Annotated in this window: 23 protein-coding genes and 1 pseudogene; 8 read left to right on the forward strand and 16 right to left on the reverse strand. The window is 57.8% G+C overall.

What is annotated here, in order from left to right:
- The first annotated feature begins 98 nt into the window (after nt 1-98).
- Complete coding sequence (locus tag AC3ZU9_RS08275; protein WP_490090559.1) at nt 99-791, forward strand: glutathione S-transferase; 693 nt, start codon at nt 99-101, stop codon at nt 789-791.
- 88 nt (nt 792-879) lie between these two features.
- On the opposite strand, the gene AC3ZU9_RS08280 is transcribed toward AC3ZU9_RS08275, so the two are convergent.
- The gene (locus tag AC3ZU9_RS08280; RefSeq protein WP_490090560.1) at nt 880-1,440 is read right to left on the reverse strand and encodes a cysteine hydrolase family protein; all 561 of its coding nucleotides are present in this window, start codon (nt 1,438-1,440) and stop codon (nt 880-882) included.
- Nucleotides 1,441-1,763: 323 nt separating this feature from the next.
- Entirely contained in the window at nt 1,764-2,237 is a 474-nt protein-coding gene (locus AC3ZU9_RS08285) for a GNAT family N-acetyltransferase (RefSeq protein ID WP_046036178.1), read from the reverse strand.
- Between the two features lie 130 nt (nt 2,238-2,367).
- On the opposite strand from AC3ZU9_RS08285, the gene AC3ZU9_RS08290 reads away from it, so the two are divergent.
- On the forward strand, nt 2,368-3,771 hold the full coding sequence (locus AC3ZU9_RS08290; RefSeq protein ID WP_490090561.1) for an XAC2610-related protein: 1,404 nt from the start codon (nt 2,368-2,370) through the stop codon (nt 3,769-3,771).
- A gap of 78 nt (nt 3,772-3,849) precedes the next feature.
- On the opposite strand, the gene AC3ZU9_RS08295 is transcribed toward AC3ZU9_RS08290, so the two are convergent.
- Together AC3ZU9_RS08295 and AC3ZU9_RS08300 are read right to left on the reverse strand one after the other, a co-directional pair.
- The gene (locus AC3ZU9_RS08295; protein WP_490090621.1) at nt 3,850-4,884 is read right to left on the reverse strand and encodes a methyl-accepting chemotaxis protein; all 1,035 of its coding nucleotides are present in this window, start codon (nt 4,882-4,884) and stop codon (nt 3,850-3,852) included.
- 258 nt (nt 4,885-5,142) lie between these two features.
- Nucleotides 5,143-5,415 (reverse strand): annotated as a pseudogene (locus AC3ZU9_RS08300) (PAS domain-containing protein); the annotation flags it as partial.
- Between the two features lie 163 nt (nt 5,416-5,578).
- Between AC3ZU9_RS08300 and AC3ZU9_RS08305 the strand changes: the two are divergent.
- The gene (locus AC3ZU9_RS08305) at nt 5,579-7,777 is read left to right on the forward strand and encodes an OsmC domain/YcaO domain-containing protein (protein ID WP_490090562.1); all 2,199 of its coding nucleotides are present in this window, start codon (nt 5,579-5,581) and stop codon (nt 7,775-7,777) included.
- 222 nt (nt 7,778-7,999) lie between these two features.
- On the opposite strand, the gene AC3ZU9_RS08310 is transcribed toward AC3ZU9_RS08305, so the two are convergent.
- The 4 genes from AC3ZU9_RS08310 to AC3ZU9_RS08325 form a co-directional block, all read right to left on the reverse strand.
- Complete coding sequence (locus AC3ZU9_RS08310; RefSeq protein WP_490090563.1) at nt 8,000-9,166, reverse strand: cystathionine gamma-synthase; 1,167 nt, start codon at nt 9,164-9,166, stop codon at nt 8,000-8,002.
- Complete coding sequence (locus AC3ZU9_RS08315; RefSeq protein ID WP_046036175.1) at nt 9,163-10,539, reverse strand: pyridoxal-phosphate dependent enzyme; 1,377 nt, start codon at nt 10,537-10,539, stop codon at nt 9,163-9,165. The genes AC3ZU9_RS08310 and AC3ZU9_RS08315 overlap by 4 nt, the downstream gene beginning before the upstream one ends.
- A gap of 117 nt (nt 10,540-10,656) precedes the next feature.
- The gene (dapA, locus tag AC3ZU9_RS08320; protein WP_490090564.1) at nt 10,657-11,520 is read right to left on the reverse strand and encodes a 4-hydroxy-tetrahydrodipicolinate synthase; all 864 of its coding nucleotides are present in this window, start codon (nt 11,518-11,520) and stop codon (nt 10,657-10,659) included.
- Nucleotides 11,521-11,812: 292 nt separating this feature from the next.
- The gene (locus tag AC3ZU9_RS08325) at nt 11,813-13,204 is read right to left on the reverse strand and encodes a hypothetical protein (RefSeq protein WP_012724560.1); all 1,392 of its coding nucleotides are present in this window, start codon (nt 13,202-13,204) and stop codon (nt 11,813-11,815) included.
- A 208-nt stretch (nt 13,205-13,412) separates the two neighbouring features.
- Between AC3ZU9_RS08325 and AC3ZU9_RS08330 the strand changes: the two genes are divergently transcribed.
- Nucleotides 13,413-14,309: an SGNH/GDSL hydrolase family protein gene (locus AC3ZU9_RS08330; RefSeq protein WP_102061362.1), complete on the forward strand. Its 897-nt coding sequence runs from the start codon at nt 13,413-13,415 to the stop codon at nt 14,307-14,309.
- Here AC3ZU9_RS08330 and AC3ZU9_RS08335 read toward each other — a convergent pair.
- On the reverse strand, nt 14,306-14,788 hold the full coding sequence (locus AC3ZU9_RS08335; protein ID WP_122811290.1) for a VOC family protein: 483 nt from the start codon (nt 14,786-14,788) through the stop codon (nt 14,306-14,308). The genes AC3ZU9_RS08330 and AC3ZU9_RS08335 overlap by 4 nt on opposite strands.
- Before the next feature lie 619 nt (nt 14,789-15,407).
- Nucleotides 15,408-15,626 (reverse strand): hypothetical protein, encoded by a 219-nt coding sequence (locus AC3ZU9_RS08340; RefSeq protein WP_064053449.1) that lies wholly within the window; start codon nt 15,624-15,626, stop codon nt 15,408-15,410.
- 159 nt (nt 15,627-15,785) lie between these two features.
- Here AC3ZU9_RS08340 and AC3ZU9_RS08345 point away from each other — a divergent pair, with 159 nt between their 5' ends.
- Both AC3ZU9_RS08345 and AC3ZU9_RS08350 read left to right on the forward strand, forming a co-directional pair.
- Nucleotides 15,786-16,187: a GFA family protein gene (locus AC3ZU9_RS08345; RefSeq protein WP_082893930.1), complete on the forward strand. Its 402-nt coding sequence runs from the start codon at nt 15,786-15,788 to the stop codon at nt 16,185-16,187.
- A 102-nt stretch (nt 16,188-16,289) separates the two neighbouring features.
- Nucleotides 16,290-16,829, forward strand: a complete 540-nt coding sequence (locus tag AC3ZU9_RS08350) for a P-loop NTPase family protein (RefSeq protein ID WP_064053450.1) — start codon at nt 16,290-16,292, stop codon at nt 16,827-16,829.
- 176 nt (nt 16,830-17,005) lie between these two features.
- Here the strand turns inward: AC3ZU9_RS08350 and AC3ZU9_RS08355 are convergent, their stop codons facing one another.
- From AC3ZU9_RS08355 to AC3ZU9_RS08365, 3 genes are all read right to left on the reverse strand, one after another.
- Complete coding sequence (locus tag AC3ZU9_RS08355) at nt 17,006-17,248, reverse strand: hypothetical protein (protein ID WP_093541917.1); 243 nt, start codon at nt 17,246-17,248, stop codon at nt 17,006-17,008.
- 117 nt (nt 17,249-17,365) lie between these two features.
- Nucleotides 17,366-17,812, reverse strand: coding sequence for a GNAT family N-acetyltransferase (locus tag AC3ZU9_RS08360; protein WP_043205430.1), 447 nt, complete (start codon nt 17,810-17,812; stop codon nt 17,366-17,368).
- Nucleotides 17,813-18,200: 388 nt separating this feature from the next.
- Nucleotides 18,201-18,620 carry a hypothetical protein gene (locus AC3ZU9_RS08365; protein WP_224265939.1) on the reverse strand — a complete coding sequence of 140 codons (420 nt, stop codon included), beginning with the start codon at nt 18,618-18,620 and terminating at the stop codon, nt 18,201-18,203.
- A gap of 216 nt (nt 18,621-18,836) precedes the next feature.
- On the opposite strand from AC3ZU9_RS08365, the gene AC3ZU9_RS08370 reads away from it, so the two are divergent.
- Together AC3ZU9_RS08370 and AC3ZU9_RS08375 are read left to right on the forward strand one after the other, a co-directional pair.
- A complete protein-coding gene (locus AC3ZU9_RS08370; RefSeq protein ID WP_490090565.1) occupies nt 18,837-19,304 on the forward strand; it encodes a DUF1203 domain-containing protein in 468 nt (155 codons plus the stop codon).
- 155 nt (nt 19,305-19,459) lie between these two features.
- Nucleotides 19,460-20,524, forward strand: a complete 1,065-nt coding sequence (locus AC3ZU9_RS08375; protein WP_490090566.1) for a hypothetical protein — start codon at nt 19,460-19,462, stop codon at nt 20,522-20,524.
- Between the two features lie 243 nt (nt 20,525-20,767).
- On the opposite strand, the gene AC3ZU9_RS08380 is transcribed toward AC3ZU9_RS08375, so the two are convergent.
- The 3 genes from AC3ZU9_RS08380 to AC3ZU9_RS08390 all read right to left on the reverse strand — a co-directional run bounded on the left by AC3ZU9_RS08380 (nt 20,768) and on the right by AC3ZU9_RS08390 (nt 22,874).
- Nucleotides 20,768-21,082 carry a hypothetical protein gene (locus tag AC3ZU9_RS08380; protein WP_490090567.1) on the reverse strand — a complete coding sequence of 105 codons (315 nt, stop codon included), beginning with the start codon at nt 21,080-21,082 and terminating at the stop codon, nt 20,768-20,770.
- A 305-nt stretch (nt 21,083-21,387) separates the two neighbouring features.
- Nucleotides 21,388-21,813: a putative quinol monooxygenase gene (locus AC3ZU9_RS08385; RefSeq protein ID WP_490090568.1), complete on the reverse strand. Its 426-nt coding sequence runs from the start codon at nt 21,811-21,813 to the stop codon at nt 21,388-21,390.
- Entirely contained in the window at nt 21,810-22,874 is a 1,065-nt protein-coding gene (locus AC3ZU9_RS08390; RefSeq protein ID WP_490090569.1) for a ferritin-like domain-containing protein, read from the reverse strand. Before AC3ZU9_RS08390 ends, AC3ZU9_RS08385 begins: the two co-directional genes overlap by 4 nt.
- Nucleotides 22,875-22,888 lie beyond the last annotated feature (14 nt).

Below are 22,888 nucleotides of genomic sequence, written 5' to 3' on the forward strand. Positions count from 1 at the left end.
CCCATAAGGTTTTACCTGCCAACTGGTAGGTAATGCTTGACAGCTGAAAAACAAGCGCTCAATGTTTGCCTACCACTTGACAGGTAGGCGACCCCATCATGACGTTCCAACCGACACACTCCGACGCATCCTCCCACCCGCTGATGAAGATCTATGACTGGTACAGCGGCCCGTATCCGGCACGCGTGCGGATCGCCTTGGCCGAGAAAGGCCTGCTGCCGAGCATCGAGTTCGTCTCGGTCAACCTCTGGAAGGGCGAGCACAAACAGCCTGCATTTCTCGCCCTGAATTACTCCGGCACCCTGCCGGTGCTGGAGCTTCCAGACGGCACGTTGATCGCTGAATGCACCGCGATCACTCAGTACCTGGACGTCCTTGAAGGAACCCCGACCCTCACCGGTAAAACTCCCGTTGAGCAAGGCCTGATCCATATGCTGACCAAACGTGCGGAAATTGAGCTGATGGACGCGGTCAGCGTGTATTTCCATCACGCCACGCCTGGGCTTGGACCAGAGGTCGAGCTTTACCAGAACGCCGAATGGGGCATGCGTATGCGCGACAAGGCGGTGAGGGGCATGCGCTACTTCGATGGCCTCCTCAAAACACGTGCGTACGTAGCGGGCGATGCGTTTTCCATGGCGGACATTGCCGTACTGGGCGGCCTGATCTTCGCCGCACTGGTGGAACTGCCGATACCGCAGGAATGTGAGGCACTGCATGCGTGGCAAGCCAAGGTGAATGAGCGCGCCAGCGTCCAGGCGTGGCGAGCGATGGTGGCGCAGCCTGGCTAAAGCCGCGCTGGAGCAACAGACCACGCTGTTGTTGACGGCGTATCTGCAAGCGCACGCGTCAGCCGCACCCTACCGGTGACAGGTGCGCTCAATCATGAGCCAGGATCTCGTCGGCCGTGACAACCTCGGCGTAATCCATTGCCAGGTTACTCAACGACAACGCATGCACATCCTCGGCCGGCCACAGGCGCCCGGACAAATCCGTTTGATCGAAGGTGTAGCAGGCGTCTGAAACCACAGCCACTTCAAAACCCAGGTTGCCGCCTGAGCGCGCTGTGGACTCGACCGAGTTGTTAGTGATCACACCGACGATCACCAGTTGCCGGATCGAACGCACCTGCAGCCAGCGCTCCAACCCCGTGGCGGCGAAGGCATCCGGCACGTTCTTTTCCACCACATGCTCATGCGCAAGCGGTTCCAGCGCCGGCTGGAACTCGCAACCCGGTTGGCCCGGCCAGAACACCGAACCGGGCGAACGGGAAATGTGCCGGATGTGCACGACCGGGCGGCCGGATTGCCGCCACGCATCCAACAGGCGCTGTATCTGCACTTCGGCGCCTGGGTTGTTACGCCGCCCCAGCGTTGGCTGGGTCATGCCTTGCTGCATGTCGATGATCAGCAGTGCGGCGTGGGTGGCTATCGGCGACATGGCACTTTCCTTTGTGGGTATGGCTGGAAACATATCAGCCAACGTGGGGGCCAGACAGCGATTTGTTCGACGTATTCGCTGGGGCCAAACTTCAGCGTCAATGATAGGGCGGTCATGGCGTTTGCCCTGTGCGATGGCGCCGGTATCGGCCTGTTGGCTGGGTGCTCGGCCATTGATGACTTGCGGTCAGGCAAGCTCGTGCGGGTCTTGCCCGATAACCCTACTCATGGGCGCAATGTGTATGCCGTCTACACCTTGCGCCAATTTCTGAACGTTAAGAACGCACGGACTTTTTGGGAAACTGTTCCGTCCCGGTGACTGCTTTATTGAGCCGGCGAAACGCTCTGACGAACATAATAATTGTCGAACTCACTGCTTTCGACGAACTTGAAACCATGGCGGGTATAGAAGCGATTCGAGGCACTGTCTTTGAGTGCCCCCACTTTAATAGGGCGCTCAGCTGCATCGGCTTCGTTGAAGATCTGCGTGAGAACAGCAGCGCCGATGCCTGATCCTTGCATGCTCGGTCTAACGTACAAATGATCGAGTAACAGTTCATTGTGGTACTGCTTGACGACTACGAAACCTACCCGCTCTCCAGAAACCTCGATGTAGCGTGTGTTGTGGGCTTCAAACCCATTCAGAAACCGCTCCCTCGCGCGCACTGGATCAAAGCGCCCAACACGCTCCAGGCTTTCGCGCATAGCCTCGATTCGAATGGTTACAAGGTCGTCCACGTCGCTTTGTTGAGCCTGGACCAAAACGACTGAAGCCGTTTGAGGGGGTGTGAAGGGCATGTTTGCACATCCTTTTGCTGGCGTGACGCGAAACATATCAGCCCATGCGTAGACCCAAACAGGGATTTATGCGAAGCAGCCGCCGTTTGCCATTACACTGTCGCCCCGAATTTCAGCAAGGATGCTCTGAATGCGTTCGTTAGTGCGCGGTGTGTTCCTTTCGATAACCTTTGCCGCACCGGCCATGGCCGAGCCGCGCTCGTTCTCGGTCAACGATCCCAGTGGCAAATTCCTGGTCGAAGCAGTGTTCCCGGACGTGCCGCAAGACGTGCAGCAACTGGCTCGCGCCCTGATCACCGTGCGTGACAGAACCACCCTAGAAACCCTGCAACAGTTGCAGACCCCGGCCGGTAACGTGCCGCAGGATCGCAATGGCGCGACACGCGCTGACCATCTGGTGGGCGAGTACGGCTTGTTGTACTTCGCCGATATCAACGGGGATGGGCGCCAGGACCTGGCGATTCGTAATGGTGAAGACGCCAATGAGAGCTTGCAGTACCACTACGATGTGTATCTGCAAGACCCGGTTAAAACCCAATGGGTACTGAACCGTCCATTGACCGACCTGGCGAACGAAACCTTCGGCGGGATGTTTTCAGTCGCGAAGGACGGCATCATCCATTCGCAAACCAACCGTGGCTGCTGCTGGACACGCTCCAGTCGTTTGCATATGCGCGACGGTGAGTTGGTGCGGCTGGATTCCTACACCCAACAACAAGTCCCGCCTACCGAGGATGGAGAAAACTCGAGCATGCCCCGCGGCTACATGCTGCGCACCACTGGCGAGTGGAAAGACGGTAAATGGCAGGAGACACCGCGCCTCGAAGGCCCCGTCAATGAAGACCCTCAGTACTTGGTCGGCACCCTCAACGGCAAGATCCCGGTGCAACTCTGGTACCAGCAGCAAGGTGCGGTGCTGATCGGTGAAGTGCGTTACACCAAAAGTGGCAGTGGCAAGCCGATCAAGCTGGTGGGTGAGCAGGGCGAGTATGACAGCAAGGCGTTCGACTACCTCTTCGAATACGCCGATGACGGCCACCAGACCGGGATCTGGCGCATAACCCAGGAAACCGTCGAGCCTTATCGCTACAGCGGTAGCTGGGTCGCTGCCGGCAAGGACAACACGCCTGAACTGGAGATCCAATTGCAGCGTGAGGACCGCGAACCGGAGTACGACAAACTCAGCGAAGTCGCGCGCGACCAACGCAGTGGCCATTACCAGATGCGTGATGACTTCCTCGACCGCGATGGCGACCTGGACCTGACTATCTTGCCCGAACGCGATGCCGAGGGCCGGGAACTCGCGCAATTCACCCTCACACTCAAAGCCACCGGCACCTCCAAAGCCATCGTGACCGCGCATCACACCGTGCCGATGGAAACCGAAAACCTGATTATCGTGCGTGACCCCCTGGCGTCCAAACGGGCAGGCCCGTACCACATCCAACTGGTAAAGAACTTCGCGGTCATTGAACACAACTCGGCGCCCGACAGCCTGGATTACTTGACGGGGAAGTACCGTAAGCAGCCATGACTTGAAACCGGCTGATGGGCATCTCCTTTGGCGTAAAGCGTTGCACCGTCGAGCGTCGCTTCTCAACGGTGCTCACCGTCAGCGATTGAACCGCTCGACCAATGCATATTGGGTGGCCGCGGTATTCGTCAGCTCCTTGCTCAAGTCCGTGGATTGATGGGCTTGCATCGAGGTCTGGTCGGCCAGTTCGGCGATGGTGGTGATGTTGCGGCTGATCTCCTCGGCGACCGCGCTTTGCTCTTCGGTGGCGGCGGCGATCTGGGTGGTCATTTCGGTGATATGGGACACGGCCTCGCTGATGCCTACCAGCGCCTGGTCGGCCTCCAGCACCCAGGCCACGCCTTCCTGGGCTTGGCGTTGGCCGTGCTCCATGCTTTGCACCGCGTTGTTTGAAGACGCCTGCAGCTGGGTAATCAGCGCGTGGATCTGGGTGGTGGACTGGGACGTACGCTGTGCCAGTTGACGCACTTCGTCGGCGACCACGGCAAAACCACGTCCTTGCTCGCCGGCCCGTGCGGCTTCGATGGCGGCGTTCAGGGCCAGTAAGTTGGTCTGGTCGGCAATGCCCTTGATCACATCCACTACGCTGCCGATTTCGTCACTGTCCTTGGCCAATCGCGCCACGGTGGCTCCGGTTTCGCCGACCACTGCGGACAGGCGTTCGATGGCTTCGCGGGTATCACGCGCCACTTCACGGCCGCGCCCAGTCAGTACGTTGGCTTGCTGAGTGGCGTCGGCGGTACGTTGAACGTGGCTGGCGACTTCCTGGGTGGTAGCGGCCATCTGGTTGACGGCGGCCGAGACCTGTTCGGTTTCGACGCGCTGGCGGTCCAGGCCCTTGGAGCTGGCGGTGGCCAGCTGATCGGATTGCCCGGCCAGGGCGCTCAACTGTTCGGCACTGTCCTGCAGGCGGGTGAGGCAGGTTTTCAGGCGCGCGTCCTGGCTGAGGAACGCGGTTTCCAGACGGGCCTGTGGGCCGCGTGCATCGCTGTACATCTGCGCGATCAAGGCATCCGACGTCGAAGGCTCCACACCTTGCAACAGGCGCAACGTGCTGCCTTGGCGCCAGCGCGAGCAGAGCATACCCACCGGCACGGCGACCGCAACAGCCACCGCGATGGCGATGGGTGCACTGAGGAATAACCCCGCGAGGCTGCCGGCCAATCCGGTCGCCACGTACGGCACGCAACTGATCGCGGCCGGCAGCCAGGCATCCAGGCGCGGTACGCCCGGCTTGCCCTGGCTGATGCGTTGGTACAGGGCCTGGGCACGGCGGATTTCATCGGCAGTGGGCTTGACCCGCACCGACTCGTAACCCACCACCTTGCTGCCCTCGAAGATCGGCGTGACATAGGCGTTGACCCAATAGTGGTCGCCATTTTTCGAGCGGTTCTTGACGATGCCCATCCAGGGCAGGCCTTGTTTGAGCGCACCCCACATGTGCGCAAAAACCGCGGGCGGCACATCCGGGTGACGTACGATATTCTGCGGGGCGCCGATCAGGTCGGCGCGTTCAAAGCCACTGATCTCGACAAAGGCGTCGTTGCAGTAAGTGATGACACCTCGGACATCTGTGGCGGAGATGAGTTTTTGCGAAGGCGCGAGGGAAATCTCACGCTGTGTTACGGGCTGGTTATTGCGCATTCCGACTACTCCCTGATTGCCCTCAGTTCATCGGCGCCAATTGCAAAAAAGTTAATCCACATGGGTCAATTGGCCCGCCACTGGTCAAAAGCCTGAAACTTCCCGATGAAAAACCTCATAATGGCGGCCATTTTTGTTTAGTCCGTTATTCTGGTGTGCCCCCATGGAAATCAAGGTCAACTTTCTCGACAACCTCCGACTTGAAGCCAAGTTCGATGACTTCACGGTGATTGCCGACCAGCCGATTCGCTATAAAGGCGATGGCTCGGCACCGGGGCCGTTCGATTACTTCCTGGCGTCGTCGGCCTTGTGCGCGGCGTACTTCGTGAAGTTGTATTGCCAGACGCGCAATATCCCCACCGACAATATTCGCCTGTCGCAGAACAACATCGTCGACCCGGAAAACCGCTATAACCAGATCTTCAAGATTCAGGTCGAGTTGCCAGCGGACATCTCCGACAAGGACCGCCAGGGCATCCTGCGTTCCATCGACCGTTGCACGGTCAAAAAAGTGGTGCAGGCCGGGCCGGAGTTCGTCATCGAGGAAGTCGAGAACCTGGACGCCGATGCCCAGGCCTTGTTGATGCCCGGTTCGACCTCCGACGGCGGCACCTACATCGCCGGCAAAGACCTGCCACTGGAGCAGACCATCGCCAACATGTCCGGCATTCTGGCCGGACTGGGCATGAAGATCGAGATCGCTTCGTGGCGCAATATCGTGCCTAACGTGTGGTCGCTGCATATCCGGGATGCGCACTCGCCGATGTGCTTCACCAACGGCAAGGGCGCGACCAAAGAGGGCGCCTTGGCGTCGGCACTGGGCGAGTTCATCGAGCGGCTTAACTGCAACTTCTTCTACAACGACCAGTTCTGGGGCGAAGAGCTGGCGAATGCGCCGTTCGTGCATTACCCGGATGAGCGCTGGTTCCAGCCGGGCCCCAACGACGAACTGCCCAACGAAATCCTCGACGCCTACTGCCTGAAGGTCTACAACCGCGAAGGCGAGCTGCGCGGTTCGCACCTGTTCGACACCAATTCCGGCAATGAGGAACGCGGCATCGTTTCGCTGCCGTTCGTGCGCCAGTCGGACGGTGAGGTGGTGTACTTCCCGTCCAACCTGATCGAAAACCTCTACCTCAGCAACGGCATGAGCGCGGGGAACACCCTGGCCGAAGCCCAGGTGCAGTGCCTGTCGGAGATCTTCGAGCGCGCCGTGAAGCGTGAAATCATTGAAGGCGAATTCGCCTTGCCGGACGTACCGGCCGAGGTGCTGGCCAAGTACCCAGGCATCCTCGCCGGTATCCAGGGCCTGGAAGCCCAGGGTTTCCCTGTCTTGGTGAAAGACGCGTCACTGGGCGGTGAATTCCCGGTGATGTGCGTGACCCTGATGAACCCGCGTACCGGCGGCGTATTCGCCTCCTTCGGCGCGCACCCAAGCCTGGAAGTGGCGCTGGAACGCAGCCTCACCGAACTGCTGCAAGGCCGCAGTTTCGAAGGCCTGAACGACTTGCCGCAGCCGACCTTCGAAGGCCAGGCGGTGACCGAACCGAACAACTTCGTCGAGCACTTCATCGACTCCAGCGGCGTGGTGTCGTGGCGCTTCTTCAGCGCCCAGTCGGACTACGAATTCGTCGAGTGGGACTTCACGGGCGCAGGCGAAGACTCGAATGCACAGGAGGCCGCGACCCTGTTCGGTATTCTTGAAGGCATGGGTAAAGAATCCTACATGGCGGTGTACGAACACCTCGGCGCTACCGCGTGCCGCATCCTGGTGCCGGACTACTCGGAAATCTACCCGGTGGATGACCTGATCTGGGACAACACCAACAAGGCGCTGTTCTTCCGCGAGGACATCCTCAACCTGCACAGCCTCAACGAGGAAGCGTTGCAGGCGTTGGTCGAGCGCCTGATAGAGAGCGAGCTGGACGACTACACCGATATCACCACCCTGATCGGCATCGAGTTCGACGACAACACCGCCTGGGGCCAACTGACCATCCTGGAATTGAAGCTGCTGATCTTCCTGGCCTTGCAGCAATATGAAGAGGCCAAGGAGTGTGTGGAGATGTTCCTGCAGTACAACGACAACACCGCCGAGCGTGGCCTGTTTTACCAGGCAATGAATGCGGTGCTGGAGATGGAGCTGGACGACGACCTGGACCTGGCGGATTACGAGGCCAACTTCCGCCGCATGTTCGGCGATGAGCGGATGGATGCAGTGATTGGTTCGGTGAACGGCGATGTGCGCTTCCATGGCCTGACGCCGACCAGCATGAAGCTGGAGGGGTTGGACCGGCATCAACGTTTGATCGAGAGCTACAAGAAGCTGCATGCGGCACGTGCCACCGTCACCACCGGCTGATACTTGGCCCTGCAGGAGCTGGCTTGTTGTGGTGAGCGTGATTGTTGTGGTGATCGGGCTCTTGTGGTGAGCGGGCTTGCCCCGCGCTGGGCTGCGTAGCAGCCCTATGGGGAGTATCAGATTTTTTGTGTTCGGGGTGGTTTGGGCCTGCTTCGCAGGCCAGCGCGGGGCAAGCCCGCTCACTACAAGAGCGGGCTCACCACACAAACCAATCCAACCTGTTTAGATGCGTGCCAACGCCTGCGCCAGGTCGGCGCGCAGGTCTTCCACATCCTCAACCCCCACCGACAACCGCACCAACCCATCGCCAATCCCCAACTGCGCCCGCGTGGCCGCCGGGATGCTTGCATGGGTCATGATCGCTGGGTGCTCGATCAGGCTTTCCACGCCGCCGAGGCTTTCGGCCAGGGCGAAGATCTTGACGTTTTCCAGGAAGCGCTTGGCGCCGGCCAGGTCGCTGTTCAGGTCAATCGAGATCATCCCGCCAAAGCCGCGCATCTGTTGGCGCGCCAGTGCATGCTGCGGGTGGGACGTGAGGCCGGGGTAGTAAACCCGCGCCACTTGCGGTTGCTGCTCCAGCCAGGTGGCCAGGTCGAGGGCGTTGCTGCAATGGCGCTCCATGCGCAGCGCCAGGGTTTTCACGCCGCGCAGGGTGAGGAAGGCATCGAAGGGGCCGGCGATGGCGCCGACCGAGTTCTGCAGGAAACCCAGACGTTCGGCCAGTTCGGGGTTATCGCCGACAATGGCAATACCGCCGATCACATCGGAGTGGCCGTTGAGGTACTTGGTCGTAGAGTGCACCACCACGTCAAAACCCAGCTCCAGCGGGCGCTGGATCCACGGGCTGGCGAATGTGTTGTCGGCCACGCAGATGATGCCTCGATCGCGGCAGATGCGGGCAATGGCGCTGAGGTCGGTGAGACTCAGCAGCGGGTTACTGGGGGTCTCGACCCAGACCATGCGGGTGTCGTCCTGCAAGCTCGCTTCAAATGCCGACACATCACTCAGGTCGACAAAGCTGAAGCGGTGCCCGGCGCTGCGTTGGCGCACCTTGTCGAACAGGCGGAAGGTGCCGCCGTACAGGTCATTGCCGGAGACGATGTGGGCGCCGGCATCCAACAGCTCCAGCACCGTCGAGATCGCCGCCAGCCCGGATGCGAAAGCAAACGCCTGGCTGCCGCCTTCGAGGTCGGCCACGCAGCGCTCCAGGGCAAACCGCGTGGGGTTGTGGGAGCGGCCGTAATCGAAGCCCTTGTGCACACCGGGGCTGTCTTGCAGGTAGGTGGAGTTGGCGTAGATCGGTGGCATCAGCGCGCCAGTGGTCGGGTCGGGAAATTGCCCGGCGTGGATCACGCGGGTGGCAAACGCGCTTTTATCGGACTGACTCATGCAAGGGATCTCCGTAGGTGGTTGAGCAGGTCGACGCGGGTGATCAGGCCGTGAAAGCCTGAAGCATCGGCAATAATGGCGACCAGGCCGCGATCCAGCTCCGCCTGAAGCTCCGCCAGGCTGGCGTTGGGGGCGAGGGTTTGCAGGGTATTGGTCATGGCGCTGGCGACCCTCATGTTGAAATGCGCGGCGTCCTGGTGCAGGCCCAGCAGGATGTCGGACTCATCGATCACCCCCACCAACTCACGGCCGTCCACCAACACCGGCAGTTGCGAGACATCCGCCAGGCGCATGCGCTGGAATGCGGTGAGCAGGCTGTCGTCAGGGCTCACGCTGATGACTCGGCCGTCTTCGAAGCGCCGCGCGATCAGGTCGCGCAGGTCGCCGTAGTGCTTGTAGTGCAGCAGGCCCGCGTCGTTCATCCATTGGTCGTTGTAGACCTTCGACAGGTAGCGTGTGCCCGTGTCGCACACAAACGTGACCACGCGCTTGGGCGTGGTCTGTTCGCGGCAGTAACGCAGTGCGGCGGCGAGCAGGGTGCCGGTGGACGACCCGCCGAGAATGCCCTCGGCCTTGAGTAACTGGCGGGCGTGATCGAAGCTTTCTTCATCGCTGATGGAATAGGCATGGCGCACGCTGGACAGGTCGGCAATCGAGGGGATGAAGTCCTCGCCAATGCCTTCCACCGCCCACGAGCCTGGCGTCTCCAACTGGCCGCTGCGGCTGTACTCGGCCATCACCGAACCCACGGGATCGGCAAGTACCATGGCCAGTTCGGGTTGCACGCGCTTGAAGAACCGCGTCAGGCCGGTGAGTGTGCCGGCCGAGCCGACGCCCACCACGATTGCGTCCAGATCATGTTGGGTTTGTGCCCAGATCTCCGGCGCGGTGCTGGTCTCGTGGGCCAGAGGGTTGGCCGGGTTGTTGAACTGGTCGGCGAAGAAGGACTCCGGGATGTCCTTGGCCAGGCGTGCGGCCACGTCCTGGTAATACTCGGGGTGGCCTTTGCCCACATCGGAGCGGGTGATGTGCACCTCGGCGCCCATGGCCTTGAGGTGCAACACTTTTTCCGTGGACATCTTGTCGGGCACCACCAGCACCACCCGATAGCCTTTGGCCCGGCCGACCAGTGCCAGGCCCAGGCCGGTGTTGCCGGCGGTGGCTTCGATGATGGTGCCGCCGGGGCGCAGGCGGCCGTCACGCTCGGCGGCGTCGATCATGGCCAGGCCGATGCGGTCCTTGATGGAGCCGCCGGGGTTTTGGGATTCCAGTTTGAGAAACAGCGTGCACAGACCGGTGTCGAAACGGCTGACGCGCACCAGTGGCGTGTTGCCGATCAGTTCGAGGACGGCGGGGCGGGAAGGGCTGGGCATGTCGTCACCTGAATACGGATGGGATGGACAGCAAAAGCGCAAAGCGTGGGTTCGACGATAGGCCGGGATCGGTCCGGTCGCAACCGGACGGTCCGTTGGCTGACTGTTTTTGGCGCATTAGCCGGGCGGGTTCAGCACCTGCTGTAAACGCGTGACAACGGCGGTAGTGGCGGCCTGCATCGGCGCGCGCAATTCACCGCCGATCAAGCCTTGCAGGGCCAGCGCGGCCTTGACCGGCGCCGGGTTGGGCTCCATGAACAGTGTGTTGATCAGCGGCAGCAACTGAAAGAATGTCGCTCGCGCTTCGGCCAACTGGTTGTCGCATACCTGCTGGCACAGCGCCACAAACGCGTGCGTCTGAATATGTGCCGAGGCCGCAATGGCTCCGGTCGCGCCGAGGCACAACGCGTTGAACATTTGTACGTCTTCGCCGCACAGCACGTCCACCTCACCGCTGGCCAGCAGCGCGAGGGTATTGCCCAGGTTGCCACCGCAATCCTTGATCGCCACGATGCGCTCATGGGCAACGATGTTGAGCAGGGTCGTCTGGTCGAAGGTCACGCCGGTACGGTAGGGAATGTCGTAGAGAATGATCGGCACGCTGGACGCGTCGGCCACGGTACGGAAGAACGCTTCCAGGCCCGCCTGGGATGGGCGGATGTAACTCGGCGCCGGCACCAGTAACCCGGCCACCGGGCGTTGCAGCACTTCACGCTGGAACTGCAGCAACTCGACCTGGTTATTGCCTGCCAGGCCCATCACCACACGGTGCGCGGGCACCCACTGCAACACCGCATCCAGCACGGCCAGTTGCTCCTGACGGCTCAGCGACGCTGCTTCCCCGGTGGTGGTGCACACCATGATCCCGGACACGTGCTTTTCCAGCAGGTGACTGACCAGCCGGTGCAGGCCGTTAAAGTCGATAGCGCCGTGGTGGAACGGCGTGACCACGGGAACCCAGATACCTTGAAACGTTGACATGCACTTTCTCCTGATGATTGACCGCTGGAGTCACCGTCAGAAGGGCAGAGGCAAGTGTGCAAGGTGGGTAGACCGTCGCGCTCAATGTCCTGTCAGCTCATCTGACGGGACAGCGCGCCCCGGTCACATGAGCGACTGTTTCTTCGATTTGAGGGTGTGCGCAACGCAACCTTGCGCCTTGGCAATCAAGCCAATGGCGCACAGGTTAACGGAGGACATTGCAGACATTGGCTGACACACCCTGAATAAGGCCTCCATCTTCATGGAATATTACAGAGTGTGTCAACGGGGCTTATTCGAATTTATCGATACGCGAGTCGGAGTAAAAAAACTCGTTCTTGTCGGTGCTCGACTCAAGGAAGTAGGCGTAGTCGGTCAGGAAGTACAGGTGGCTGACGCGCTTGTACTTGTCGTCGTCGACGCGGCAGGACAAGGCCTTGGCGGTGCCCGACAGTTTCGCGTTGAGTTCGCTGGCCTGCAGTTCACGCTCGACCTGGCAACGGGTGGTTTGTGAGTTTGTGCTGCTGCCGATCAGGCTGTTGAGGCTGGAACGTGTGCTTGCATAGGTCACTGTCTCACCCACGGGCAGGGCCTTCCAGTTGCCGGTGAAGCTCAGTTGGGTCAGCGTCGAGCTTTCGGCCATGCCTGAACCGCCGTAGGTGGCTTTCGACACCAGGTTGAACAGGTTGCGCCAGCTCACGGCCTGGCTCTCATAGCCGTCGCCACGGGTGGCCAGGGCCAGTTGACCGCTCGGCGCATCCTGGCTGATGAACTGGGTACTTTTGTTATCACTGGCCTTACCACGGTAGTTGCTGGTGCCGACAAACTGTACGTATTTGAACGAACGGGTGGGCTTGTCCAGGTTCAGTTGCGTGATGGCCGCCAGCACGGCAGGCTGCACGGAGGTCAGGGCAATGGTGGTCGGTGCTTTCATGCGGGGCTTGAACGTCGGCAGTGCGGCGATTTTTTCCGGGTTGACGCAGACTTTATTGAACAGCAACTCATAGTCGGCATTGCTGCCGGCGATGTTCTGCGGCGTGGGGAAACTGTCGACACGACCGTCGCTGACGCGGTTGTTGGCATCCATGTCGTAGCCGGCCAGTTGCAGGTAAGTACCGGCTTTGCACGCCACCGAAAAGTGTTCGCGTTTTTGCGCATACGGGGCGTTGTAGGGCAGGTCATTGAGCACCGTCGGGTTATCGAAGGCAGCCCAGAAGCGCGTTTCGCCGTTGACGGTCTTGATGCTGTTGGCATCGATCAGGACCTGGTTGTCACGTTCGTTGGTCTGCACCAGGCGCCAGTCCGGCTGCGGTGTTTCGGCACAGGCGCGTACGAAGGTCTGGTTGGCGGCCAGGGTCGCGTACAGTTGCGGCGACAATGTCTGCGCTGTTGCATAGCGGCCAATGCTGCCTGGGTACATGCGTCGGACAGCATCCATGTACAACAGATGCACCTTCGGTGAAGAACACGCCGCTTCCATTTGCAGGGTACGACGCACGCCATTGGGGAGGGCGGGCATCAGCAGCTCAAAGCTCAGCGAGTCGCCTTCGCGCACAATGCTGTTTTCCACCAAGGGCTGAGTGAGCGCCTGGGTGAAGATTTGATCGATCTGTTTTTGTTGGGTGGCGCAACCGGCCAAGGTGGCGAAGCCACCGATCAGCAAAAGGGGAGTGATAAAGCGCACGAGAGCCTCGTTGAGTCCATTCAGGGATGTAAGGGTGACGGCGGATAAAGTTGAATCTTTAACCGGATGTTGCGGGCCGCAAGCCTAACGAGGATGGCCGCCTCTGTACAGCCGTGGCGTGGCCGCCGCCGGATATGTAAAGGTCGCAATCGTTCTGCCGTGGTCGTAGTGAGGCGGTAGGCTGTGCAGATATTCCGGGAGAACCTCGATGATCCGACGTGCGTGTTTGGCCGCTCTGCTGACCTTGTCCGCCTCGACCGCCTTTGGCGTTTCGAACTACGATCATCTGTATGCCTTTGGCGACAGCTACTCAGACAATGGCGCGGGCGAAGCACTCACCACCCGGCTTGCCGCGCAGAAGGTCAAGGAGGCCCAGGCGCTGCCAGGCCCCCTGTACTGGAAGGGGCGCTGGAGCAATGGCCCCACCGCCGTCGAAGGCCTGGCACAGGCATTGAACATTCCCCTGACCGACTATGCGGTGGGCGGAGCCAAAAGTGGCCATGGCAACTACTACGCGTGGATGATGCCGTCCCGCGACACCGGCCTGCTGGGGCAGGTCGCTGAGCATTTGCAGGTCGCCAAGGGCTACAAGGCCGACCCCAAAGCGCTGTATTTCATCTTCATCTCGGCCAACGATTTTTTTGAATGGGCCGACTTCGCCCATCCTGAAACGGTCGAGGCCTTGAGCGAAGCCAGCCTGGCGAATATCCGCAGCGCCACCGAGCAGTTGGTTACAGCGGGAGCCAGGCACATCATGGTTGTGGGCACCACCGACCTGAGCCATGTGCCTGCCGTGGTGCAGGGCAATCAGGTCGACAATGCGAAAAAGTACCAGCAGTTGCTCGCGCAGAAACTTCCTGAAGTGCTGGCGCAGATCGGGACGGCGAAGGTCAGCTACTTCGATCATCTGGCCTTCAGTGACACACTGCGCGCCAACCCGGCGGACAAGGGGTTAACCGACCTCGACACACCGTGCCAAGCCACCTACCCGGAGGTGAAGCCGGTGTGTGCCGACCCCGATACCCATTACTACTGGGACGAATGGCACCCCACCCGCAAGGTTCATGCACTGGCGGCCAAGGCGATGCTTGAGGCGTTGCCTTAACCTGCAGCGACCGCCGCCTCAATGGCGGCGATATCGATCTTTTTCATGGTCATCATCGCCTCGAAGGCACGCTTGGCGGTCGCCGTGTCAGGGTGAGTCACTGCGTCAGTCAGTACGCGTGGGCTGATCTGCCACGACACCCCCCATTTGTCCTTGCACCAGCCGCAGGCGTTTTCCTGGCCGCCGTTGCCGACGATGGCGTCCCAATAGCGGTCGGTTTCGGCCTGGTCATCGGTGGCCACCTGAAACGAAAACGCCTCGGTATGGGAGAAGATTGGCCCGCCGTTAAGGCCGATGCAAGGGAGGCCCAACACGGTGAAATCCACGGTCAATACGTCGCCCTGTTTGCCGGCCGGAAAATCGCCGGGGGCCAGGTGGACAGCGTTCACCTGGCTGTCCGGAAAAGTCTTGGCATAGAAGGTCGCAGCCTCCAGGGCGGTGCCGTTGTACCAGAGGCAGAGGGTGTTTTTGCGGGTCATGATGGGTCTCCACGTGAGCATGGGCGTGTGGAGTTTAGACGGCCAGTTGCTGCACGATAGCAAAGCCACGCGTGAAGGCTCGAATTGCATTGGAGGCGCTTATCCCAAAATGCCCCCGAGCAGGGTTCTATCCAGCCAAGATCGGGGATGTGACACTTCATTCATCACCCGGCGACAGGAACCAGGCGGGCTTATGGCACGTTGCTCGCGACAGCCATTCTGATTGGCCGGCCCGCTCTCTACTTCACTTGGACGATCAGCTGGCTTTACTGCTAGGCCGGGGATCGTCGTTCGGCGCGCTCACTACGTCAGACCGAAATGCCTTCCGTTTTTGGATGCTATGACTCTTAGCGCGCCTTGGTCCTTGCCTGCAAACATATTGACGGCCGGCATCTCTTTGAAAACGATGATGACGTGGCGGCGCTTGAGGCTGCTGAACTGAACGATGCCTCCGATGCGGAAAGGAACTGCTTAGTTGAGGCGGCTAAAAAGCTTGGAGTCGATAGTTGGGCTGAAGAGATAGGCATTATCTGATACGACGGATTGGACCTGTATGAACGACAGCAATGGGTCGATTTCTGCCGGTCACCACATGCAGTAAACGGTCAAAAACTGCCGATTAGTGCAGAAGGAAAAGGCGCAAAATTAGCCGTGAGGCTTTCTCACCATCCGCTTCGTAGAGTGTGTGCAATGAATCTTGATCGTTGAGCCTGTGTAGTTTGAAGTGATTATAAAAGGCTTGGCCCAACCGCTGTTGCTTGAAGCGTCCTTGGCTCCACAGCCGGATGAACTCGTCATAAGCTGCCCGCTCGATCTGCAGCGACATATTGTTTTCCATCTAAAGGCAGCCGTCATTAAAGGGATTCAGCTTACGAGCCGGTCACGAATCTCTCAACTCCGTTCGCTGCGAACCGGAGACGCTTTAGGCCTGTAGCGCTCGGTCGACTGATTAGATTGGGAAGGTTACGCTGGGGTCTTTGCATGCATGGAAGAGCGTATGACAGAGGTGTATCAAGGAAGCTGTTTATGTGCGGCCGTCAGTTATGAGCTGTCCACCACACCCAAAGCGGTGAGTCATTGTCATTGCAGCCAGTGTCGCAAAGGTCATGGAGCCGCATTTGCTTCGTACGGCAGCGTTCCGCGTAGCGCGCTGCAAATACTTAGCGGCGCTATGCATATCAAAACCTATGCTTCTTCAGAGACGGTATCACGCGAGTTCTGCGCGCAGTGCGGTTCGGCCTTGTTCTGGTCACGATCTCAAGGTGAGTTTGCCAACTGGGTTTCAATAGCGCTGGGCACGCTCGATACGCCCTTTTTACCTCGAAAGCAGAAACATGTTCATCTCGACGCCGCAGCGCACTGGCACAGTTCATCCAACCCATGCCCTCCAAACGACTGAAGTCTTCCGGGCGAAAGCTGCCTCGCTTTTGTTGACGGAGATAGGCATTGGCGTAAAATCGCCACCCCAAAAAATCAGCGTGCATAGCCAGAAGGAGCTCAGATGCAACGGGTGATGATTGTTGGTCAACCTGGGTCTGGCAAAAGCACTTTGGCGCGTAAGCTTGGCCAGCGTACGGGGTTGCCGGTCGTTCATATCGACACTATCCACTGGCAACCAGGGTGGATCGAGCGAAGCCGGGATGAGAAGACGCGGCTTTGTCTCGACGTCGAGGCCCGTGATTGTTGGATATTCGAAGGTGGCCATTCAGTCACTTGGGACAACCGGATGGCCCGTGCAGATCTTCTAATATGGATTGATCGTTCGGCGACACTTCGATTCTTGCGCGTACTGCGCAGAACACTGCTCCAACGTGGTAAGTCTCGGCCTGACTTGCCGGAGAACTGCCCCGAACGGCTGGCGAACCTGCCGGAGTTTTTTAGATTCATGTGGCGGACGAAAAAATCAGCGCGAGCGAAGATGCAACAACTCTTGGCAACAGCGCCATCAGCTTGCAGCGTGGTTCATCTGCGTTCTAATCGAGATACCAGGATTTTTCTCGCAAACATTGGAAAAACGACTGGCCAAGCTCCGCAAGATTGATCGACGGTTGACTGCTTCACCAAGGAAACTGTCGGTTGCGAGCGGCGGCCCTTGGGCGATAGCTGCTTGTCACCTCCGACTGCGATCGGCCATGAGCGGCTTTTCACCTGTCCACAGAAAGACACTCAACTTACCCAGCTGTAGAGACAAAATTGAAAATGACACAGACTTAAAAACTACTTAAACCTATCTGGAATGTACTCTTGGCTTTCAACTAATTTTAGCGCATTCAACATATCTTCCAAGAAGTGAGTTAGCTCCTCTTTAGATTCGCAAACTGTTAGAGAAGCTATTTCCGAATCGCAAAGGCGCTCTTTGATAATGCGCATGCAATCTGCATAAATCATTAGCTCCCCTTCAGATAGGCGCAAATCAAACAACGTTACACTGGCAATACACTCTTTTTTTAGAACATCCATTACTCACCCTTTAACATAGTCAGAAAAATCTAGATTGAAATGCCTTAAGCTCGTTTGAATCGCCCCTGATTTTCTAGAGGCATCCGAGTGGTTCCTTCTGAGCCGAAAGCTGCCTGATCAGGCATTGACCAACTCCATGATGTGGGTGGCATGGACATCTTCTGTTCGACTGAAGCCGCAGCGCAAATAAAACGCGTCGCCTCCAGAAGTATCGGTGGAAAGACGCACCTTCTGAAAGTGAAGAGTTGCGTGTGCAACCAACGCGTTTACCAGCGCCTGACCGACGTGTTGATGCCTTGCCGCAGGTGCAACGTACACTCGCCGCAGCCTTGCGGTATCGGGCTTGTTATAGGGATCAACTGTTAGCCCTCCGATTCCTATCACTTGCTGGTTCGAATACGCTGCCATGAGACATTCACCGGGTGCGTTGAAGCGATTCGTTCCAGAATGCCACTCCGAAATCAGGCGCGTAAGAAACCGGAAACCTTCTGCAACGGCCTCTTTCTCCAAAGTAAGAACTTCCGCCGGCAGGTGCGTAATCTGTTGAATCTCGGTTAGTTTCATTAATCGTCCCTGATTCGGTGTGAATCCTTTTGGCTGATCGAGGATGCATCGGGCGCATGCTATGAGCGATGCAAGTGGCAGCGCAGCTACCGACCTTTCGCTGACCTTCAAAATCACACGATTTTGGCTTAAAGATTAGTCGCTAAAAGGCTGCGCTCCGGCGCGCTTGTACTGTTCGTTCCACCAGACGACAAGTTCGGCATGTTGTTCATGAGTGATCCAGGCCACGTTCGTTTTGTCTGTTGGATCGCCCCCGCAAACCAACGGCTTCTCGGTAGGCTTTCATCGCAGCCAAGCTTTCATCCTGCGTGAGGACGATGAGGTAATCGTCGTTTTGCCAACCTTCGTTCATAAAATAATGACCCACTTCCAGTCGCTGCTAGGCGTCTTATCTGAGCGTAAAAACCAGAACCGCCAAATTTCCCACTATACCGAGGACCACCCACGCAAACGCTACCAGTGCCTTGAAGACCTTCCGCGAGGGGCTGAAAACAACGCTAAGCAATGCCCCGATGAGGATGCCTGGAAAGCTGAATAAGTAGAAAAGCCACCCCATGGAGTCTGTGACCCAGAGGTGGAAAAGGAACAAGTACAGCCCCATGGCAGTCGCCATTCCTCCCAGCGATTCTCGTGACGCTTTGCACAACAACGCGATGCAAAGCACTGCCACTTGCGGTAACCAGGTGCATGCAAAGTTCTCCAGGAAGAAGGGGCCTTTTCCCGTGGTGTAGACGGCAACGGCAAGGCCCAATCCGACGCCGATGGTTGCCAGCGGAATACGACTGAACTGTGGAGGGTTATTTTCCATCGATCTCATTCCCTGTGACCTTTTTGATGCGGGTGGTTCGTGAAAGTCCGCAGCCTTTTTACAGTGAAATCCCGCCAAATCAAGCGACATTCGAAATGCCAGCTTTTTACTCAAACAACCGGTCGCGGCAGCTTGAATAAAGCAGCAAGAATCGGATAGTAAGCACTGTACGAATTCCAGTCTGATAGCACTCCAAACCAAAATAGGAGTTCGACCATGGCGTTTCGTATAACTGGCCTTTCCCCGGAGTCATTTCAGTCACTGTTTGGGTTGCCCGACCAAGAGCTCGCGTCTCTCGGGATAAAGCGCTACATCGTCGACAGCAACCCAGGCTTTCCTGACCGTATCGAAATGAAGGATGCGGAGCTGGGTCAGAGTGTGCTTTTACTCAACCATGTCTGTCAGCCAGCCAAGACGCCATACCGTGCCTCACACGCGATCTTCATACGGGAGTGGGCCGCGCACGCTTACGACGCAGTCGATCAGGTACCCGAGTCTATGCGGATCCGCCTGCTATCACTTCGCGCTTTCACTGATGATGGGATGATGCTCGACGCCGACGTCGCTGATGGACTAGCAATAGAACCTGTCGTTACCCGGATGTTTGCCAATCCAGAGGTTAGTTACATTCACGTTCACAATGCCAAGCAGGGTTGCTACTCCGGGCGAATAGATCGGGCTTAGTTACCGCAGGTGTTTGTGGCTCGTCTTCGATTTTGCTGGTCACCCACTGGGCGGTATTGGCCGATTGCTGTCGCAGGTGACAGGCTGCTATCGGTCAAAAGCAGTCGCTCAATGTCCAAGAAATCCGGAGCGATTCACCTCCTGCCGTTGCGAACATGCTTAATAGGCTGATTGCCGAAAATTATGGCTTTCAGAATGACTTGGCAGGCGTTACATCGGGTACAGTTACCGAGCTTTTGGCCTCCAAGTTTGGTATGTCTCCTGAGCGTGCTGCAGCGCTTGTCGTTGCAGTCAGATTGGGCGTTGCGGCGTTTAATGCGGCAAAAGGTGGTGGCGGTGCAAAAGGCACCGGTGGTACTACAGTTGACAGGAGTGGGCCAACTGTTGCGCCGCCCTCAAAACCGGGTTTCCCCGCGTCGCAAGCCGATGGTGACTTTGGCTACTTGAACCAACCTGGACCAAGTAAACCACCGGCATTTTTTGATGCTCAAGCGTCAGCTAAGGGTTTTATTAATAATGTTAGGATTTACGCCGCAGACTTACAGAAATTGGTTCCGCCTGGCAAGCCAGATCTATTCAAACCTTCAGCTACTTTCACCGACGGTAGCAAGTTCCAGTACACGTTGAATGGCCTGCGGGTCGAGATAAAGTGGCATGCTCCGGATGCGAACGCTGCCATGAATCATGTAGGGTCGAACTCAGGAGCTGGATGGACCGCGCAAATAAAAATAGGAAATAAATTGCTTGGTCAAGACGGCGTGCTTTACCGGAGGCCTTCGAATACAACGCATACCTGTGGATTTCTAAGCATGAAAAATGTTGAATATTATGCGTCGCTGCCAGATTTCCTGACCAAGGAGGAACTTGAAACGGCGTTTACAGAGTTGTTGGATGAGTTCGAACCTGAAAAAAACGGCAGCGCGGTGCTTATAAAGTCATTGGTGCAATTGAGTGAACGACAGTGGCATACCTATAGTTTACTAGACGATAGTCTCAGAGAGCGAATTGAACATTGCTTGTTGTGTTTATGGAGTGGTCATGATCTGAAGCAAGCTGAAGAGGTTATTAGCATTATGGCGAGTTTAGGGCTTGAAGCGATCAATACTTTCCTAGCCTCTCGCTCGCCTAAAGACGTGTCACCGGAGGTGTTTAATGAGATTTCACTCGCGTTATCCGAGTTAGGTAGCTCTGTGTCAGATCCGTATATTGGGATGCGCTAATTAGCGGCGACATAGTTGCGAATAATTTCCTGAATCGCCCCTAGTTTCGTAGACACGCCGAGTGACCGCTTTTGGCCGATAGCTGCCTTTCGCGAAGGGCAGCTTTGGGTCTATTCCTGACCTTAGTGAAGGGCCGATGTGGGTCGGAAGCAGTCAGTTGGATGTACCTATGGATACTTGGGGCAATTCACCCTAAAGGGTTCAATGCCGACTCCTTCAATACCGGGCGATGCCTTTGTGGCTTCATTGCGTCGACTCACAGGCCTTCAACGGTTCCCCGGTGCGCAATGCACAGATGTCGAAACCGTCACGCCGGGTATAGCCCGCACTCTTCATACATACAAATCGCTGGGCCATCTCTTGGAAGCTGGCCTTGGGATCAACGCCGGAGCCATTCTTTTCACCACACGCCAACATGGACGCAACCACATCCTGGTGACTGGCGCCGGGTTTTTCCCACAAGTCGGCATCGGCCGTGGGCGGCTGAAATGGCTTGCTAAAGCAAGCGGTGAGGAGGGGGCAAATCAACAGCGCAAAAGCTACATTTTTGAGCCACATGATCAATCTCCTTATTTCCTGGTGCAGATGGGCACCAGCGAAGGCTCGCCTTCCGGCCAATAATCTTGCACAGGCTGCGTACCACTCCCATGACAGCGGTGCATGGTCGTGACACCGATGAAGATATTGCACAACTCCTTGAGCAAGCTGCTGCCCTCTGGTATCACGCTGAATCGCCCAAAATTTCGGAGAGACAACTAACCGCTTTTGGCCGTTAGCCGCCACTCTAGTGAGTCCCCTCAAACGAGGCTACGCACAGGGGGTAAGTTGTAGCAAGCGCCCCCCATGCACGCTTGGCAAAATGCTTAAGTCCTGCAAGCGGCGTCGCGGATAACCCCGGAAACGCGAGCCAGCGTCGTATTCAGGGTGGCGGGCCACCCTGGCCGTGCAGGGGCCTGCTTAAAATAGTGGCTGTATTCCTTCAAGAAAGACTGAAACACCGAGCCCTTGACGTGGCGGCTGAAGGCGGATTCATCTTTGTAGATTTCCACGAAGGTCACCTCCGTTTGCTGCGCCAATGGAATTGCTGGTAACGGTGGTTCGATAGGATTGTTGTCAGCGTCCAAGGGGGCGGGGGCTTGCAAGTGAACCATGTACATCCAGGTGTCTGGCTCTTTTTCCCTGACTCTCTCGGCCAAGCCGTCCAGCGCTTGTTTCAGGTCGAGTGGGCATCCATCCAGCAGTTCCCAGCGAGATATCAATGTGATCATCATTGCGTCCTTTTCAGTCATGCCAAAGGTTGAATCCATTCAAAGGAAGGTGCGCCATTTCTTCCCTGGGGATCGTTTGCGATAGGCGTTGCTACCATGGTCAGCGCGGTAGCAGTCATGTCGTGCATGCTGTTCAAAATGGCGGTGTACATTGCGCCCGCGGCGCCATTCAACGCTTCAGCAATTTGATAGAGCATGAGTGAGTAAAGGCGATTGAATTGCTCATTAAGTGCCGACATTGCGGGATCGAGCGCATAATCTGTTGACTTCGGATTGCTCAGGATCGGATAGACCTCGTCGTAGTCCACTTCGAAGGCTTGGCCGGTGGGTGCCTGATGAGGATTGTCGCCAGCCTGGTAGTGGCGACCGAACTGAATTTCCCGAAACCGGAAGAAGTGGGATACCTCATTTGGCTGGCTAAAATACTGTTGGTCGTCGTCATATACGTTATGGCGGCTGCCTTCACCTTGAGTGACGATCACTTGAATGGCGCGCCGAGCCGATGCCAAGTCGGTGATGACGATGGGGCTTCCGCCTCCGCCCCAATAGTAGTCGAGTCCCAATTGGTGCTCGACGTTGCCACTAAACACAGCCGTCGGCCCATAGGTCTTGCACAGCGTCTCAAGCTTGTTGGAGAGCGCCTCGTAAAATTCACCGATCGTGTAGCCGGGCACGTCGATCTGCTGGACGGCCGTGAGCTCGGGATGTTCGCCCCAGCCTTCAGGCAGCTCGATCTGGGTAAAGGTTTCGATGTTGGCCGGGCTGAAAGGGCCGAGGTTGGCCTCGAACTCCCTGTCCTTGAAACGCTTGCCGTTGAACGCCAGTGCCAATGGAAATGACGGGACATTGTCAGCCGTGAAACATGCTCTGCCACCGATAGCAGAGAGCAGATTGCCGGCCAGAGACAAATGCAGCATTTCCTCCATCATCACACCGCGCAGGATGTTAGCGGGCACTCGATTCTTCCCAGGCTTGATACTGATCAGGGGGGTCATATAAAGCGGGATGGTGGATAGTTCCAAGGTCATGGCGGTATGCAGCCACTTGCTCAGCTCTTGTTTTTCCTGTTCCAACGTACTCATGTGATGTGCCCTCG

The sequence above is a fragment of the Pseudomonas sp. A39 genome (assembly GCF_058145955.1).